This is a genomic window from Vibrio sp. E14 (genome assembly GCF_020515785.1).
GTDB classification, from domain to species: Bacteria; Pseudomonadota; Gammaproteobacteria; order Enterobacterales; family Vibrionaceae; genus Vibrio; species Vibrio diabolicus.
The window spans coordinates 578313-596858 of sequence record NZ_JAHPJI010000003.1; the positions used below are offsets into that span (position 1 = coordinate 578313).

At 45.2% G+C, this 18546-nt stretch carries 14 protein-coding genes; 9 read left to right on the forward strand and 5 right to left on the reverse strand.

Going from position 1 to position 18546, the window contains the following annotated elements:
- Window positions 1–153: 153 nt before the first annotated feature.
- Complete coding sequence (locus LIX84_RS12075; protein WP_226421400.1) at window positions 154–1503, forward strand: alpha-amylase family protein; 1350 nt, start codon at window positions 154–156, stop codon at window positions 1501–1503.
- A 108-nt stretch (window positions 1504–1611) separates the two neighbouring features.
- Here the strand turns inward: LIX84_RS12075 and LIX84_RS12080 are convergent, their stop codons facing one another.
- Complete coding sequence (locus LIX84_RS12080; RefSeq protein WP_226421401.1) at window positions 1612–1905, reverse strand: ArsR/SmtB family transcription factor; 294 nt, start codon at window positions 1903–1905, stop codon at window positions 1612–1614.
- A 245-nt stretch (window positions 1906–2150) separates the two neighbouring features.
- Here LIX84_RS12080 and LIX84_RS12085 point away from each other — a divergent pair, with 245 nt between their 5' ends.
- Window positions 2151–2444 (forward strand): hypothetical protein, encoded by a 294-nt coding sequence (locus LIX84_RS12085; RefSeq protein WP_005392536.1) that lies wholly within the window; start codon window positions 2151–2153, stop codon window positions 2442–2444.
- A 99-nt stretch (window positions 2445–2543) separates the two neighbouring features.
- On the opposite strand, the gene LIX84_RS12090 is transcribed toward LIX84_RS12085, so the two are convergent.
- The 3 genes from LIX84_RS12090 to LIX84_RS12100 all read right to left on the reverse strand — a co-directional run bounded on the left by LIX84_RS12090 (window position 2544) and on the right by LIX84_RS12100 (window position 5709).
- Window positions 2544–4502, reverse strand: a complete 1959-nt coding sequence (locus LIX84_RS12090; RefSeq protein ID WP_150917806.1) for a monovalent cation:proton antiporter-2 (CPA2) family protein — start codon at window positions 4500–4502, stop codon at window positions 2544–2546.
- Entirely contained in the window at window positions 4499–5116 is a 618-nt protein-coding gene (locus tag LIX84_RS12095; RefSeq protein WP_005392538.1) for an NAD(P)H-dependent oxidoreductase, read from the reverse strand. The genes LIX84_RS12090 and LIX84_RS12095 overlap by 4 nt, the downstream gene beginning before the upstream one ends.
- A gap of 167 nt (window positions 5117–5283) precedes the next feature.
- A complete protein-coding gene (locus LIX84_RS12100) occupies window positions 5284–5709 on the reverse strand; it encodes a universal stress protein (protein ID WP_005392539.1) in 426 nt (141 codons plus the stop codon).
- Window positions 5710–6100: 391 nt separating this feature from the next.
- On the opposite strand from LIX84_RS12100, the gene LIX84_RS12105 reads away from it, so the two are divergent.
- The 7 genes from LIX84_RS12105 (at window position 6101) to LIX84_RS12135 (ending at window position 17944) form a co-directional block, all read left to right on the forward strand.
- Entirely contained in the window at window positions 6101–7672 is a 1572-nt protein-coding gene (locus tag LIX84_RS12105; RefSeq protein WP_226421402.1) for an ATP-binding cassette domain-containing protein, read from the forward strand.
- Between the two features lie 206 nt (window positions 7673–7878).
- A complete protein-coding gene (locus tag LIX84_RS12110; protein WP_226421403.1) occupies window positions 7879–10038 on the forward strand; it encodes a prolyl oligopeptidase family serine peptidase in 2160 nt (719 codons plus the stop codon).
- Between the two features lie 530 nt (window positions 10039–10568).
- Window positions 10569–11360, forward strand: a complete 792-nt coding sequence (locus tag LIX84_RS12115) for a hypothetical protein (protein ID WP_226421404.1) — start codon at window positions 10569–10571, stop codon at window positions 11358–11360.
- Window positions 11361–11450: 90 nt separating this feature from the next.
- On the forward strand, window positions 11451–12593 hold the full coding sequence (gene vmeP, locus LIX84_RS12120; protein ID WP_226421405.1) for an efflux RND transporter periplasmic adaptor subunit VmeP: 1143 nt from the start codon (window positions 11451–11453) through the stop codon (window positions 12591–12593).
- A gap of 10 nt (window positions 12594–12603) precedes the next feature.
- Window positions 12604–15744: an efflux RND transporter permease subunit VmeQ gene (vmeQ, locus tag LIX84_RS12125; protein WP_129830583.1), complete on the forward strand. Its 3141-nt coding sequence runs from the start codon at window positions 12604–12606 to the stop codon at window positions 15742–15744.
- A gap of 120 nt (window positions 15745–15864) precedes the next feature.
- Window positions 15865–16971, forward strand: a complete 1107-nt coding sequence (locus LIX84_RS12130; RefSeq protein ID WP_226421406.1) for an OmpP1/FadL family transporter — start codon at window positions 15865–15867, stop codon at window positions 16969–16971.
- Window positions 16972–17146: 175 nt separating this feature from the next.
- Window positions 17147–17944, forward strand: coding sequence for a hypothetical protein (locus LIX84_RS12135; RefSeq protein ID WP_046873738.1), 798 nt, complete (start codon window positions 17147–17149; stop codon window positions 17942–17944).
- Between the two features lie 48 nt (window positions 17945–17992).
- Here the strand turns inward: LIX84_RS12135 and speG are convergent, their stop codons facing one another.
- On the reverse strand, window positions 17993–18532 hold the full coding sequence (gene speG, locus LIX84_RS12140) for a spermidine N1-acetyltransferase (RefSeq protein WP_041853120.1): 540 nt from the start codon (window positions 18530–18532) through the stop codon (window positions 17993–17995).
- Window positions 18533–18546 lie beyond the last annotated feature (14 nt).

Consider the following 18546-nt stretch of genomic DNA (forward strand, 5'->3'; position numbering starts at 1 on the left):
ATGGAGGAGTCACTACGCCTTCATTTTCAGCCTTGAGTTAGGGCGAAAAGGGTGAGGGCGTCTGATGAATAGCTCTTATAATTTCGACTATTGAATTCACTCACAAAAAAATGCAAACAAGTAATCGTGAGTGAAAACGAGTAGGAGAACAACATGAGTGGCTCACAGGAAATACAATCATTCGGTGCGAATGTTATCTTACATGCGTTTGATTGGAAGTATGCTGACATTGCCCAACGAGCAAAAGAAATCCACGAGCTAGGTTACGGCTCCGTGTTGGTTTCGCCACCAATGAAAAGCGCCCACGATGATCGCTGGTGGCAGCGCTATCAACCTCAAGATTACCGTGTCATCGACAATGCGTTGGGTGATACCAAAGACTTTATCCGTATGGTTCGTGAACTGGAGCAAGTTGGCGTGTGGGTTTACGCTGACGTGGTGTTTAACCATATGGCAAATGAGGCCCACCTTCGCCGAGACCTCCAATACCCAAGGCAAGAGGTCCTGGAGGAATACCAACAAAACAAACAGAAATATCAGTCGCTAACGTTATTTGGCGACTTATCTCAACCGCTTTTTGATGAAGAGGACTTTGTTGAAGCGTTCGGTATTAAAGACTGGAAAGATAAATGGCAGGTACAAAATGGACGCATCACAGGTGGACCAACCGATCCTGGCTTGCCAACCCTCCGTGTTTGTGACCATGTCGTTGAGCAGCAACGCGCTTACCTAAAAGCACTGAAAGCCATTGGTGTGAAAGGTTTTCGTATTGATGCCGCGAAACACATGACATTAGAGCATCTTAAACGTGTTTGGACAGACGATATCACGCGCGATGTGCATATATTTGGCGAAATTATTACCGATGGCGGTGCGACAGAGGAAGAGTATCAGTTGTTTCTTGAGCCGTATTTACAGGAAACTCGCTTAGGCGCTTACGATTTCCCGTTGTTCTCAACCATTTTTAAGGCGTTTGCTAAAAAGGGCAGTTTCAAGTCGTTGATTGACCCATACTGTTTCGGTCAGGCCCTTTCGCCTGGTCGCGCGATTACATTTGTTGTCACGCATGACATTCCTAACAATGACGTTTTCCTTGATCTGATCATGGATGAGGAAAACGAATGGTTAGCTTATGCCTACATTCTAGGCCGCGATGGTGGTGTGCCATTGGTTTATACCGACTTAAACACTAGCGGTATTACAGATAAAAATGGCAAACCAAGATGGCAAGGCGCATGGAACGATCCGCGAATGGCGAAAATGATCCAGTTCCATAATATGACGCATGGCGAGTCGATGAGTGTTCTTGAAGGTAACGATGATATGCTGGTACTTAAGCGAGGGAGCAAAGGCATTGTCGTGCTTAATAAATCGCAGCGTCAGCAGTCTTTGGCATTGAAAATGGATGGCGACTGGATGGATTTGATGACGGATCAGGACGTTCCATCTGACGGTAAGTTAATTGTGCCACCTAAAGCCTCAATGTTGCTCGTCGAAAACTAAAAAATAAAACACCGAGCTTAGCGAGCTCGGTGTTTATGTTTGTCGGCGGTCATTCAAGAACGGGTAAAGTCTAATGTAAAACCGAAGTCTTTCGCCTCTGCTATGAGGTTATGAGCACTCATTAACGCAACATTCAGCCTTTAAAAAGCCGATCACATCATCTAAACATTGGTACTCTGCAACGCAAAAAAGGGTTCGCCCCTCACGACGTTGGGTGAGAAGCCCGGCTGAGGCTAGACTAGAAATATGATGAGAGAGAGTGGAAGCAGGAATGCCAAGCTTTTCTTGTACGCTGCCTACCGCGATACCTTTGTATCCCGCTTTGACCACTTCTTTGTAAATACTTAAACGAGTAGGATGCCCTAACTCTTTTAGTGCTTTAGCGACGGCTTCAAGCTCCATACTGACCTCTAAAGAATGACTACAGTAAATTTGTTTCGATAATAGGGAAAGTCTCGGTAAATGCCAACTCTTGTGATCTAGGAACGATTTAAATCAGATGAGATTCATACCGGCTCATACCAGCACAACAATAATTGTCTACTCCAATGAGACAGATCAATCTTCATTATTATTTCACCCCACGTTCAAACTCCCTCGTCTACACTCATGGGTGAGTTGTCAGTTGGCAGACCAAGGAGGCGGCCATGATTGCGGTTCATAGAGATTATTGTTTGTCTAACAGTTCAGATTTACATGCTCACGTTAAAGTTAACCCTGTCGGTAAATTAGAAGTTGAGATTGTAGAACTTCAAGAGCGCCATACCACAGAGTTTGATGATTTGTCTTTTGAGAGCCGTGGGTGTGAAACTCGAATCTGTGGTAAAGAAGACACAACTCCGTGGCAGTTCAATCTTGCAGTTACTGATGCGTTAGAGCTTTCTCACTTAGTGGAAGAAGCAAACGAAGAGTATGAGATTTTAATGAATGATCTTATGTAATCTCGTGAGAAGATCATTTTATCCTGCACGGCATGTGGCTCTGTACTGAAAAAGAAAAACCTCCCAAGCGGGAGGTTTTTAATATTGAGCAAGTTACCGTCAGATCGGCTCTTCTCTCGGCGGTGTTAGTTCTTGAACGTTATCTTCATTGAAGTCATCGGCGTAACCTTTCGGCGGTGGTGTCCAACCACGTTCTGAGCGCGAGAGTTTGTCATGGCGATCTTTTTGCATCTCTTCCGCCATTTTTTCCTCTAACTGAATAAACAGTTGTCGGAAATTGTTGTCATAACGTTCGCCTTCAGAATCATCTTCCCAAGCTTTGTAGAGTATCTCGGACTTGCGTGCTTCAACACGCTTGTATGTCGCTTTTTGCTGCTCAACAAAGAAGGGATGAATACCGAGTGCTTTCATCGTGTGACCGCCCATCTCCAATGCGGAATGGTAGGTTTCCGATTCAATAATATCAGCCCCAGCTTGACGCAAAAGATAGCCGTGACCACGGTCAAAGGCGCGTGCGATCACCGTTACTTTGGGGTACGTGTGTTTGACGTACTTCACCAGCTCCACACTCGATTCTTGGTTATCAATTGCGACGACCAACGCAGCCGCATGCTCGATGCCTGCAGTGTGCAGCATATCTGGTCGAGTCGCATCGCCGAAATAAGCGCGAGTGCCAATCTGGCGCATGTTATCGACTTGGTTAGCTTGGTGATCGAGCACCACTGTTGTTACACCATTAGAAACAAGTAAGCGGTTAACAATCTGACCAAAACGGCCGATACCAGCGATGATTACTGTGCCTTTTTCTTCAATCGTATCGCTTTCCCTTTCGTTTGATTGAGTTTCAAAACGCGGCAGTATTAATTTGTCAAATAGAATGAACAAACCTGGCGTTAAGAACATTGAGATAGCAACAACCAGCGCAAGCGTTTGCGAGAGTTCAAACGGAATGACGTGGTTTTGCACAGAGAAGCTTAGCAACACAAAACCAAATTCACCCGCTTGAGCCAAGCTTAAGGTAAACAGCCAGCGGTTGCTGCCTTTCACTCTAAATATCAGCGCGAGAATAAACAGCACCAAGGCCTTTAATACCATCACGCCAATGGTCAGTGCCATGATCAACCAGAAGTCACCAAATAGAACCGAGAAATTGATCCCAGCTCCGACGGTGATGAAGAACAGACCCAGCAACAACCCTTTAAATGGTTCGATATTGGACTCTAGCTCGTGACGGAATTCGCTGTTCGCCAATACAACGCCAGCCAAGAAGGTTCCTAAGGCAGGAGATAAGCCAACTAAACTCATCAGTGCTGCGATGCCGATCACCAGCATCAATGCGGTGGCGGTAAAAATCTCACGCAGCCCAGAGCTAGCAACATAGCTCAGCAGAGGTCGACTTAAAAAGTGACCACCAACGACAACAATCGCAATCGATGCTGTGATGACTATTCCGTACGCCCAGCCCGGTAAATCGGCCACGAGGTTTAAATCGTCATGATGCTGCGCAGCCGTTTGAACGGCACTTTGTGCTTGTTCGACTAACTCCGGCAGTGCCAGCAATGGAATAAAGGCCAACATCGGGATAACAGCGATATCTTGGAAAAGCAAAACAGAGAACGCGTTTTGTCCGCCTTCTGTCTTCGTTAACCCTTTTTCGCTAAAAGTTTGCAAAACAATCGCGGTAGAAGAAAGGGCGAAAATCAAGCCGATGGCTAAGGCAATGGTCCAAGGCTGCTCAAAGTACAGGGCAATACCCATAATCGCCGCGATGGTACCGCCAACTTGAAGACCGCCTAAGCCCATTAAACGATTTCGCATTGACCAGAGCATTTTAGGCTCTAGCTCTAACCCCACTAGGAATAGCATCATCACCACGCCAAATTCGGCAAAGTGCTGAATTGTCGTTGTTTCCTCACCGACTAAACCGATAATTGGACCAATCACCACACCAGCGATGAGGTAACCTAAAACGGAACCGAGCCCTAAACGCTTGGCAAGTGGTACCGCAATCACAGCGGCAATCAAATACACGAAGGCTTGTAAGAATATCCCTGTCATGAAGCCTCCTTGATGAGCTTCGGAAGTGCGCTGTTGAGTTTGATTAATGACGCAGCTGCTTCTACATCCAGTCTATCTTCGACTAATGCTGTTAGCAGGCTTTTGTACCGTTCGACATGACGGGGAATTCGTCCTTCCTCTTCGGCTGTACGTGCGCCGAACAAAGCAAGAGGCGCAATGTAGTGCATACCCGTGAGCGCTGACATTTGCTCGATAGGAGCGAGCAGTTCCCGAATCGTAAAATGGTTGTAGCCTTCGGCTTTATAGGCTTCTTCCTTGCCGCCGGCCGAAAGCACGCACAGCATGGTTTTACCTTGTAGTTCGGTTCCTTCAGTGCCGTAAGCAAAGCCATACTCCAAAACCAGATCTTGCCACTCTTTTAAAATTGCTGGGGTTGAATACCAATATAGTGGGAATTGAAAAACCACCACATCATGCTCGCGCAAGCGTTGTTGTTCACGGTCGATATTGATATCGAAACGAGGGTATTCACCATAGAGATCAACACATGTCACGCCTTCAATTTTTTGAGCTTCTTTGAAAAGTGGAGTATTCACTTCTGAACGATGCTGGGAAGGATGAGCAAAGAGAATTAATACTTTTTTATTCGCCATAAGGATCCTTGCTATCTAAATAACCATGCCCGGTAGGAGCGCAGGTTGGTTAGAAAATGTAACTCATAAATGGCCGTCAAGCTAGCTTGGAAAAGTGCTTAAGCTGTTTCAATATCAATAAAAAACCACCAAATAAGTTGGTGGTTTTGGCAAGCGTCAAATTCTAATTAATCATGAATAGGAACGACTAAAATATCGACTGGTGACTTGTTGATAAGATGTCTTGAGTAGGAAATGATTTTGCTCCAGAAATCTTGGTGATGGCCACAAATCAGCAAGTCCACTTCTTGCTCTTTGATGGTAATTTCGAGCTTATCGGCTAAATCACCAGTACCCACGAAGAAGTGTTTGAGTGGATAATCCATGTACTCACTGAATGTTCTCAAACATTCCATAGAGTGCTCATTCAGCGGCCTTTGGTCTGGGTTCTCTTTAATGTCTACGAGCTCACGATAAATTTCCCCGTGAGTTCCATCAATATGGATGAATGAAATATCGGAGTCGAGATAGTTAGCCATCGCTACGGCTCTGTCGATCAGAACTGTGCTTTCATCGGACAGTTCGAGTGCAACAAGGATATGTTTGTATTTCATTACCACGCCCTTATGTGGATTAGCTTTACTGTAAGCATAGTATGGCTTGGGCAAAATTTGTGTAGATAAGATCTCGAAATCGTTCAAAGTTTTGATAAATAATGCTGCTTGCTTTTTAGTCAGAAAACCCGCTAAACTTCGCAAATCATTTCTCTAGGAGATTACGCCAACATGAAGAACTAAACCTGTTATCCATATTTTTACTTATTTTTTGGATCTGCAGGGTTAGTAGGCGTAGCTCACTTTCCGATATTTCTTTGCAACAAGACGACTTTTTGATTTGACGTTTATCGTCGAGCTGTACATAAAGCTTAATGCGTTTGTGCACGCGTTTTGTTTCAATCTCAAATCATAGCTACGGCTGTTGTCCCTGTCATACAGGAGGCAAATTATGCCAGTTTTACAAGCTTTTAATGTTAGCCATCAGTTTGATAATGGCGAGACGCTATTCCAGTCTATTTCTTGTTCCATGACTAAACGACGTGTTGGTTTGGTTGGGCGCAATGGCATCGGTAAGTCGCTTTTGGCTTCCATTTTGGCGGGCGAAACTCAACCTGCCAGCGGTGTTGTGACTTCTCCCTCTTCTTTCATGATGTATCGCCAGCAGCCGTCTGATTTGCTTTCAGGTCAGCAATCGATCGCCCAGTTTCTGGGAACAGACTCGGTCTTACATGCTTTAAAGCAGATTGAACAAGGTGATGTTTCTGAGCATTGGTTCGAACTGGTTGGCGAACAGTGGGATATTGAACTGAAACTCAAACAGCAGCTTGCTGCGATGGGCTTACCGCAAGACCCTGATTTCTCTTGTGCTCGGCTCAGTGGTGGTCAGTTGGCGCGTTTGCAGTTATGGCAGTTGTTTGAAAACGAAACGGAACTTTTGATTCTCGATGAGCCATCCAATCACCTCGATACCGAGGCGAAACAATGGTTGATAGAGTCTATGAGGCATTTCGGTGGCGCGATTTTACTCATCAGTCACGATCGCGAGCTGCTTCGAGCAATGGAGGAAATTTGGGAACTCTCGGGCCTAGGCTTACAGGTTTTTGGTGGAAATTACGATGTGTATGCCGAGCAAAAACGCACTGAGTTACAAGCGGTCGAAAGGCAGTTAGCGCAGGTCGATAAACACAAAAAACGGTTAGCTGAGCAAGCCCAGAAAAATCGCGAAAAAGCAGACCAACGCGCCGCGCAAGGGAACAAACTGCGCAAAGACGGCAGTCAGCCCAAAATTTTGCTTGATGGCAAAAAGGATAGCGCGACCGCCAGCGCCTCAAATCGCAATAAGAATGAGCAACTCAGACAAGCGCATTTACAAGCCAAAGAGCGGGCGTTGCAATCGCGACATGAGCAGCTCAAAGCGCAAAAGTTTTATCTTGCAGATAATCCGAACCGTTCGAGAAAAGTGTTGTCGATACAAGAAGGTATATTGCCTTTTGGGGATTCTACTCCTATCACTTTGCAGATTTTTGCGAACGATAAAGTCCATCTCAAAGGGAAAAATGGCTGCGGAAAGTCAACCTTGTTAAAGACGTTGCTTGGCGAGTTGTCGTTGCTGAGTGGTGAGCTGCAAGTGAATACACCCTTGTATTATCTCGACCAACACTTTGGCGCAGTGAATCCAAATCTTTCGTTACTTGAGAACGTAATGGAGACCTGCCAAGAGATGACGGAAAGTGAAGCGAGAACCTTATTGGCGGGGATCGGTTTTCGTCGAGACGCTGTGTTTCGGTTGGGGCGCGTACTGAGCGGTGGCGAGAAGATGAAGCTCGCGATGCTGATCGTCAGCCATCAAAACTCCCAGCCTTTGCTGCTGCTTGATGAGCCAGATAACCATCTCGATCTCGAGTCAAAAATAATGCTTAGTCAGGCGTTAAATGCATACAAAGGTGGATTTGTTCTGATTAGTCACGACCAAGATTTCGCTTCTGAGTCTGGGGTTTTGCGTCAAATCGAACTGAATTAAACGAAAGAGAGCAAACGCCATTGTAGCTCTTCAGCGTTGTTCCTAAGCTCTACACCTCCACTTACCGATATGTAGAATTGGCAGGAAATAAGGGAGTTAGGATGGCTTTCACAACTCGTTTAATGAAATTAGATTCATTTTGTCGATATATAGTAGAGTTCTGATGTATTGCACAAAAAGACAACAGAAAAATAAAAAGGAATTTCATGAAAAAGAACACCCTAGCATTAGCAACGGCTCTCGCACTCGGAAGTGTGTTGTCTGTGGCGCATGCAAATGAAGCGGCGCAGTCGTCTGTTGAACAGGTAAACCCGAAAGCCATCACGTATCCAACCACGCAAAAAGTGGATGTTGTCGATGACTACTTTGGTACAAAAGTGAGTGATCCTTATCGCTGGTTGGAAGACGATCTCAGCCCAGAAACCGCAGAATGGGTGAAGGCACAAAATGCAGTGACGTTTGATTATCTGTCGAAAATCCCTTACCGCAAGCAGATTGAAGAGCGCATTACTAAGCTCATGGATTACGAAAAACAAAGCCAACCGTTCAAAGAGGGTAAGTTCACTTACTTCTACAAAAATGACGGGTTACAAAACCAAGACGTGCTTTATCGGCAGCTAGGTGATGGTGAAGCAGAAATTTTCCTCGATCCAAATACTTTTAGTGAAGATGGCACCACATCGTTAGCGGGAGTGAGCTTTTCACGAGATGGATCTTTAGTTGCATACAGCATTTCGGAAGGCGGTAGCGATTGGCGAAAAGTCATAGTTCTAGAGACAGAAACCAAAAAGCCCGTCGGCGAAACGCTGGTGGATATTAAGTTCAGCGGCATCAGTTGGCTCGGCAATCAAGGCTTCTATTACTCAAGTTATGACAAGCCAAAGGGGAGTGAACTTTCCGCGAAGACGGATCAACACAAGCTCTACTTTCATAAGCTTGGGACGAAACAAAGTGAAGACCAGCTGATTTTCGGCGGCTTTGAGGAAGAGAAATACCGTTATGTTGGCGGCTATACGTCGGAAGATGAACGCTACTTGTTTATCTCAGCCAGCATATCGACATCGGGTAACAAACTGTTCTTTAAAGATCTGAGTAAGCCAAACAGCCCGCTTAAAACCATTTTAGATAACACCAGTTCTGATACTTGGGTAATAGACAACCAAGGCACGAAACTGTACTTGGTTACGAACCTTAATGCGCCGAACAAACGCGTCGTGACGGTGGATGCGAGTCAGCCGCAGCCCAAAAACTGGAAAGATTTGATCCCTGAAACAAAGAACGTGTTACGTGTTTCTACCGCGGGTGGCAATTTGTTTGCGAGCTATATTGTTGATGCGATCTCGATGGTGAAGCAATACGACATGAACGGCAAACTCATCCGTGAAATCAAGCTGCCTGATATTGGTAGTGCGTACGGTTTTTCAGGTAAAAAAGAAGAAACCGAAGTCTACTATTCTTTCACCAACTACAAGATGCCAAGCACTACGTATCGTCTGAACATCAAAGATGGTGATAGCGAGGTGTGCTACAAATCTAAAGCGCCATTTGATCCAGCTTTGTATGAATCTCGTCAGGTGTTTTACACCTCAAAAGACGGAACAAAAGTGCCGATGATCATCACCTATAAAAAAGGGACACCGATGGACGGCAGTGCACCAACCATCCTATATGGTTATGGTGGTTTCAACATTAGCCTCACACCATCTTTTAGCCCGACACGTGCAGCTTGGCTTGAGCTTGGTGGTGTTTACGCGGTAGCGAACATTCGTGGCGGTGGGGAGTATGGTAAAGAGTGGCACAACGCTGGCATTCAAATGCAAAAGCAAAATGTGTTTGATGACTTTATTGCGGCGGCTGAATTTCTAATTGATGAAAAGGTAACGTCATCAAACAAGTTAGCCATTAACGGTGGATCGAATGGTGGCTTGTTAGTGGGGGCTGTTATGACGCAACGTCCAGAGTTGTTTAAAGTGGCGCTGCCAGCAGTCGGCGTACTGGACATGCTGCGTTATCATACTTTTACCGCAGGTGCTGGTTGGGCGTATGACTACGGTACGGCAGAGCAAAGTAAAGAGATGTTCCAATATCTGAAAGGTTATTCGCCAGTGCACAATGTAAAAGCGGGGGTGGAATACCCAGCAACATTGATTACAACGGGTGATCATGATGATCGTGTTGTTCCTGCTCACTCATATAAATTTGCTGCTGAGTTGCAGTCAAAACAGGCGGGTTCAAATCCGACCTTGATTCGCATCGAAACCAATGCAGGACATGGTGCTGGCACACCAACGCGTAAAATAATTGAGACAAATGCAGATATTTATAGCTTTGCACTGTTCAATATGGGGATAGAGAAACTGCAATAGTGCGAATCGTTTGCGTTTTTAGTTAACGAAATGAATTGGTGCTTTTGCACTCGAAAATAAAAGGGAATCACAGAGTGTGATTTCCTTTCAATTTATTGTGGAGTAACTATTCTAAATTGACCGCAAGGCTAATTAAATTAAGGTATTTGCAATTTATTACAACTCTCTTCTTTACCTGAAGAGTAATATGCGATAAAAATAAAACTTGATCGCGATCACCTAACACCATTGCACTCCTAATTTATATGGTAAATTTAATTAATCATTTGTTCTAATGATAATTTAATTTTCATAAGTTTTAATATTCCCTTATTCGTAAAGCTTACCAAATTTCAAGTTATATAAGATATAAGTAGCAGTGATTGAACTTTTATGACGCTTTATTTTATTTTAATTAAAACGTCTAATGTTTCGTCATTATTAAATTTGCTTTGATAATTTATATTATCCAAAGCGAGTTGTGTTGCTTGCTATTTATGATGACCTCATGACGTAAATAATTTTATAATCATTAAAATGGATACAGTTTTATGAATTTAGTGAAACCGTCTGTTGTTATCATGGCAGCAGCCCTTCAACTCGCGTCTTCTGCTTATGCTCAGACAAATAATGACGAAGAACTACAAGATATGTCTGACCCACTTGCGGTTTACACCCAAGCGGGCTTTGGTATTACTGACAAAGGCGCGAACATCAAAATCGGTCAAACTTACCAATCTAGCCAGCCTGGCACCATGGCGATGAACATCATCGAAATGAAAGGCATTGGTGGTGAGCTATTTGGCATTCGCGACAATGACGATCCAATGTATGCCAATGTTGATGACAGCATTGACTCTTTCCGACTACGTAATTTCCAAGTAGAAGTCGCAAAAGGTCTAGGCCGTCAATTGGATGTAAACTACGATGTTGATAACGATAAATTAGATGTATCTTACAGCTTTATTCAAGGCCTACCTAAGTTTGGTATGTTGCAGCTATTTCCTTTGGCTGGTGCGGGTGTCACTATTGCTAATGATTTTAGTGGTGATGACAAAGGTTATGAAATTCCAGGTACTTTCACCGTTGTCGGTATGTACTCAAAAATTGAATTAACCGATAAAATCTGGATTAACTACAACCCAATGTATATGCATACACTGTCAGGGTCTAGTCAATATAAAGATACTTATTACGCGGGTGAAGATAATATCTTAACTCATGAGTTTGCGTTGTCTTATCAAATTAATCCTCGCGCAAATATTCGTTATTTTGCAAACTGGAATGAGCACGTTAATTTCGGTGATGGTGATCACCGTATCGAATTTAACTACCAATTCTAACTCCCTCGTTTATTTCCAGAATAGAAAGTGTGTTTATCCATATGTTTTAATATTTAGGCTAGGACACTTTCTACATAAAGTAGGTTTATCATGAAAGCCAAATATAAATTTGCGTTGGTATCTATTGCTATATCTTCTGCATTACTATCAGGATGCAAAACTGGCGATATCGCAACGAAAACTGCCCAAGCACCCTCTGTTGAAACCGTTACCCTAACCGAAACAAAAATCACTCCTTATCATACTTTTATCGGTCGAACTGAAGCGGTAAATGACGTTGATATTATGCCTCGAGTCGGTGGCGAATTAACCGCGATTCATTTTAAAGATGGCGATATGGTCGAAAAAGGCCAATTGCTGTTTGAAATCGACGACCGCCCTTACAAAGCGGCACTGGCGTATGCAAAAGCGTCGTTGCAAAAAGCAAAAGCACAACTCGTTCAAACTACGCGTGATGCAGAACGTGTGAAGAAACTCATCAAAGATAAAAGCATCAGTGAGCAGCAATACGATGACGTCATTGCCGCGCACGCCGCAGCGATTGCTTCGGTAGAAGAGGCGAAAGCAACGCTGGTTTCAGCAAGACTCGATCTTGAATTTAGCTCTGTGCGTGCTCCTTTCTCTGGCCGCGTGGGTTTCAGCAACTTCCGAGTGGGTGACCGTATTTCGAAAATTCAACTCGTTCCTCTTGTTTCGATCACTCAAATCGACCCAATTCGCTTTGGCTTTGATGTGGATGAGAAGCTCTACCGCCGAGTAAGAAGTGCCATTGATGTGGCTCATCGTAACGATGACAAACTGGATGTTGATTTAACACTGACGCTTTCAGACGGTTCATTGTATCCGCTTGATGGCAAGATCTACGCCGTTGGCAACAAGATCGATTTAGAAACAGGCTCAATTCGAGCAGAAGCACAATTCGATAACCCAACTTACGCGCTTATGCCGGGTGAATATGGCAATTTGACCATCAAGCTGCGCAACAAAACCATTGATGGTTTGCTTATCCCATCGGCGGCTGTTCAGCAAGACCAAGCGGGTGACTACGTCATGGTGGTTGGTGATGATCACGTGGTGTCTCGTCGTAACGTTGAACTCGGTCAGACCTACGGTGTGAAACGTGCTGTGCTGACTGGTTTGGCGGCTAACGAAAAAGTCATCGTCAATGGTCTACAAAAAGTGCGTCCGGGTGCAACGGTGAAAGACGTTGAACTACAGAGTGAACAAGGCTGAGTGAGTACTGATGTTAAGTAAATTTTTCATTCACCGGCCGAAGTTTGCTTTGGTGATCTCACTGGCGATGACATTGATGGGTATGATCGCCCTGAAAGTCTTGCCAATTTCTGAGTATCCTCAAATCTCTCCGACGGTAATTACGGTGAGCACCATGTATCCGGGTGCAAACGCGGACGTGGTTAAAAAGACGGTAGCACAGCCGATAGAAGCCAAAGTCAACGGCGTTGAAGACATGATTTACATGTCTTCTGTGATTGGTAACGATGGCTCATACACATTGCGTATTTACTTCCGAGTGGGCGCAGATGGCGATATGGCGCAGGTTCGTGTGAACAACTTGGTGGCACAGGCGACGTCGTCTCTACCACAAGAAGTAAACCAAATCGGTGTGACGGTTAAGAAGAAATCTTCCGACATGCTGGGCGTTATCACACTGCGTTCCCCGAAACAGTCTTACGACAGTATCTACCTTTCTAACTACGCGGATCTCAATATCGTTGAGCGTCTAAAACGTATCGAAGGTATGAGTGACATTACGCTGCTGGGTAAGAAAGACTACTCAATGCGTATTTGGTTGAACCCAAATAAATTGGCCACCTTGAAGCTTTCTGCTAGCGATGTTATCGGCGCAATTAAAACGCAAAACATCCAAGTGGCGGCGGGTAAGATCGGTGGTATGCCAGCTCCGGGTGACCAGCAATATCAATATGTTTTGCAAACCAAAGGCCGCCTTACTTCTGCGGAAGAGTTCGAGAACATCATCATCCGTGCGAGCAAGAAAGGTTCTTTGATTCGCTTGAAAGATGTGGCTCGTGTCGAAGTTGGCGCACAAGGCTACGAAGCTGATGGTCGTATGAATAACGAACCAGCCGCCGTTCTGGCCTTGTACCAGTTGCCGACAGCGAACGCGCTAGACGTGATGGAACGCGTGAAAGAGGCCATGAAAGAGTACGAGAAATCGTTCCCAGATGATTTGGTCTACGACATCGCGTATGACTCTACCGAATACGTAGAGACGTCGATTGATGAAGTGTATGAGACGCTGGTGATTGCGGTACTTCTTGTAACCTTCGTTGTGTACGTTTTCTTGCAGAACTGGCGAGCGACCATCATTCCAACCTTAGCGATTCCGGTTTCCATCATTGCGACGTTCGCAATCATGGGCGTGATGGGCATGACCATCAACACCATTTCGTTGTTTGGCTTGATCCTCGCCATCGGTATCGTGGTGGACGATGCGATCATCGTGGTAGAGAACGTGGAGCGGGTTATTCATGAAGAGCATTTAGACCCGATTCCGGCCACGATCCAAGCTATGAAAGAAGTGACGGGGCCAGTATTGGCAACAACGCTTATTTTGTTGGCGGTATTCGTACCGGTTGCGCTATTGCCGGGTATTTCTGGTCGAATGTTCAACCAGTTCGCGGTCACCATCTGTGTGTCGGTGCTGATCTCTGCGATCAACGCATTAACGTTAACGCCAGCGCTTTGTGCGTTGATGTTGAAATCAACTCACTCGCAGCCTATTGCGCCTTTGCGTGCGTTTAACCGAGGTTTTGAGGCAATAACGCGCAAATACCAAGGTTTAGTTGGCTTCTTGAGCCGTCGCATTGTGCTGAGTATCGGTGTTTATGGCGCGCTTATTGCGGTTCTGGCATTTGCGTTCATGACCGTACCTTCCTCTTTCGTACCGAACGAAGATAAAGGCGTGTTCATGGTCGAAATGCGTTTGCCAGATGCAGCAGCATTGCAGCGTACTGCGCCATTAATGAAGAAGTACGTTGATGAGCTAAAACAGATGGAAGGTGTGGAGAACGTGGTTTCTGTTGCGGGCTTCTCGGTAATTAACATGGCGTCGATTCCAAACTCGGGCATGTTGATCATCAAACTGGATAACTGGAGCAAACGTAAAGACCCTGAGCTACACCAACGCGCATTGATGAATAAAGTTAACCAAATGCTGAACTCAACGCCAGATGCCGCTTCGTTCGTTTTCGCGACGCCGGCAATCAAAGGCATGGGTGCGGTGGATGGTTTCAACCTTGTGCTGCAAGACAACTTGGGCCGTTCTCCACAAGAGTTGGCAAAAACAACCGCTGATTTTGTTGCCCAAATCAATCAACTGCCAGAAGTGGCGCGTGCGTTCTCGATTTTCCGTGCGAATATTCCGCAACGTTACATCGATATTGATCGCGATAAAGCGATTTCGATGGGCGTACCGTTGAATGAAATCTTCAGCACACTGCAAGCACAGTTGGGCGGCGCCTACATTTCTGACTTCAACTTGTTTGGTCGTTCGTACCAAGTGAAAGTGCAAGCAGAAGAGCAATACCGTGACAATATCGACGACATCAACCATCTGTTTGTTCGCTCAAGCTCTGGAAAAATGGTGTCACTGGCAACGCTAGTGAAAGTGAAGCCGATCTTCGGCCCTGATACTTTGTCGAACTACAACATGTTCAGTTCTGCAACCGTGAACGGTGCGCCAGCGCCAGGTTACAGTTCGGGTGATGTTGTAAAAGCCATTGAAAAACTGGCTGCGGAATCTTTGCCAAGTGGTTACTCGTACGAGTGGTCAGGCATGACTTACCAAGAGATGAAAGCAGGCAACATGGCACCAATCGCGTTCGCATTGTCTTTGCTGTTCACCTACTTGTTCTTGGTGGCTCAGTACGAAAGTTGGACCATTCCTGCTGCGGTAATGATGGCGGTTCCAGTCGCGATTCTCGGCGCAATGGGGACGTTATTACTGGTGGGACAACCGTTCGATTTGTACGTGCAGATTGGTGTGGTCATCTTGATCGGTATGTCCGCCAAAGTGGCGATTCTTATCGTGGAATTTGCCAAAGTTCTGCGAGAAGAAAAGGGCTTATCCATCATTGATGCTGCCAAAGAAGCTGCTCGAATCCGTTTCCGTGCAGTACAGATGACCGCATTCGCCTTCATCTGGGGGGTATTCCCGTTGGTGATTGCATCGGGTGCTGGTGCGGCATCTCGTCATTCACTGGGCTTTGCAGTATTCGGCGGCATGATTCTCTCTACGTTTGTAGGCACGTTACTGACGCCAGTGTTCTTCGTGATGATGCAATCTCTGCGCGAGAAGTTTAAGCGAAAGAAACCCACTGAACTTGAGGTGAGTGAGCAATGACGCTGATTTCAACCGACTGACTCCACAACACCCCCACGCTGTGTGCGATTGGCCAATGCCTTTCATTGATATACAACCACCGTCGCAGCGTGGGTTCCCCAAAAAATAATAGGTTTTAGCATGAAAAATCTTTCAAAAATCGTCGTAGCGAGCTCTCTACTGACGTGTGCTGCTGCGCAAGCGAGTGGATTATACCTTTACGAAACAACAGCATCGGATATTGGTTTGGCATCCGCTGGTATGGCGGCTCGTGCGCAAGATGCCTCAGTAATGGCAGCAAACCCGGCTGGTCTGGCGAATGTTTCTGGTAAATTTTTCTCTGGTAACCTGATTGGTCTTTACGGTGACGCGCAACTAGACACGATGACTGGCGATGCGGGCAACGTGATTGGTTTTGTTCCTATGGCGTCGGCATTTTACAGCCAACAAGTGAACGACAAATGGACGCTAGGTATTGGTCTTTATGGCAACTACGGTCTTGGCCTCGAGTACGAAGGCCTTTTGGGTGATCATTTAGATATTCCTACAGCAACGACACAAGCCTTGACCATTCAACCTTCCGCTTCTTACCGCATCAATGATCACTGGTCTGTGGGTGCGGCGCTTGGTATTCAGTACGGTATGTATGAAGTAGAAGCGGAAGGGACGTTGGCTAGCTCTGACATGCATAAAAAATACTTAGACGAAGACCAAGATACTCAAGTCAACGGCCGAGTAGGTGTGCTTTATGAGGCAACACCAGGCACGTGTCTTGGTCTGTCTTATTCTTCTGAAACCGAATTTGAATTCGACAATAGTAACTCCATTGCTCCACAACAACTGATCTTCAGTGCTTACCATGAAGTGAATGATGACCTAGCGGTGATGTGGAACGTGAACTGGCAAGACTGGAGCGGATACACAACCACGCTGAACGTAGAGACACAAGACACTTACCAAATCGCATTGGGTACTCAGTACAAACTGAATGAAAAAATGATGTGGAATGCAGGTTTTGCATTCGATACCAGCATGTATGAAAGCCAATCAAACGGTGACATAAACGTTCCTACTGGCAAGGCGTACCGCATTGGTACAGGCATTGATTACAAATTGGATTCAGAAAACTCAATTGGTTTCGCGTTTGAAGCGATCTTGATGGAATCGTCAGAAACGCCACGCTTACAAGCTGGCTTTGATGAGCCTGCTCTGTACTTCATGAGCATGAGCTACAACTGGAAAAACTAATCATTCCTAATCGCTAAAACGCCTTCCTTACAGGCCATTCTACCCTAACTACCTGCACTGGATGCTGTCGCGCTATCTAAGGTAGTTAGGGCGCTTCTGTCACACCCAGTGAGTGATGATTTAAAAAGTATCTGTGCGGCTAAGTGTGGGTATTCAACATCTCAAAGGACTAAAAATGAAAAACAAACTAGCGTTAGTGTGTACGACTTTGTTGGTCAGTACGCTGGCTCATGGTGCCGAGCATCGAGTAAAAGACAATAAAAACAAGTTGGCGGATGACCCAACAAAAGTCATCACGAAATTTGGCGCGTCGTACGCAAACAACTACGATTTTGATGATCAAAACATCTCATTCTCGGGCTCACTTGCGCTTGACCAAGCGCGCAAAATTAACCTGCGTATCAATGATGATGCGAGCGAGTGGCGTATTGGTGGCTCGTGGTTGTTTCCGGTCGGTATCGTGAACTTCAACTTCGGTAAAAATGAATACGTAAACGGCGCGGATCAAACCAACTACAGCGTTGGTACCTTTATGCCGCTAAGTTATTTCGGGATTGAGCCAGCAGGCTTCCAAATTTTCCCAATGGCAGGCTATACGTACAACACTGGTGATGTCCCTGTTTGTGACGGTGCAGCAGGCAGCAACTGTAGCGAGCCTAATTTTACGGGCACTCCAAGTGCAGAGAATGGCTTCAATATGATGAGCTCTTCAGGCAGCAGCGGTTACGTTGGTGCATTTGCGCTGAAATCGTTTACCAAAGAGCTGACGTTAATCAGCTTCGCAGCAGGCACTTACGGCTCAGAAAACAGTGAAGGAGAGAACTACAAAGGCTTCTTTGGTGGTATCGGCCTTGGTTATCTCGTGAATAAACGTCACTCGTTTAACGTAATGACGTTTGTCATGGACAACAACACGTATTTAGATGAGGCAGATAGGCGCGTCGCATTATCTTACCAATATCAATTTGAGTAAATTGAAAACGCAGCAACGATGGCTGCGTTTTTACTTTGATGGAATAAATTAGTGAATCGCGTTCTTTTCTTCGATCTTTTTCTGATATTGGTGTTTTAATATATACATGCGCTTAACATCGCTATAGGCTCCGTTAATAAAGTATTCTTCTACTAAATGGCCTTCTTCAATAAAACCACATTTCTTATATAAATGAATAGCGACTTCATTATCCACTGCGACCAATAAGTATATTTTACGTAGATTAAGAATCGAGAAGGAGTAATCCAATGCACGATTAATCATCTCTGTCGCATAACCTCGTCCTTGATGCTCTGGGGCGATGATTATCTGAAACTCAGCGCTTCGGTGAATGTAGTTGATCTCAATAAGTTCGACCAATCCAATCACTATGCCGTCTTCATCTTCAACCACAAAGCGTCTTTCTGCGTCATCATGTATATGTTTTCGGTACAGTTCTTCGAGCTCATCATAAGACTCATAAGGCTCTTCGAACCAGTAGGCCATGATATTTCGGTTGTTATTTAGTTCGTGAATAAAGCGCAAATCAGAGCGTTCTAGTGCACGCATTTTTAGGCCTTTCTTCATCATTTATCTCCAAT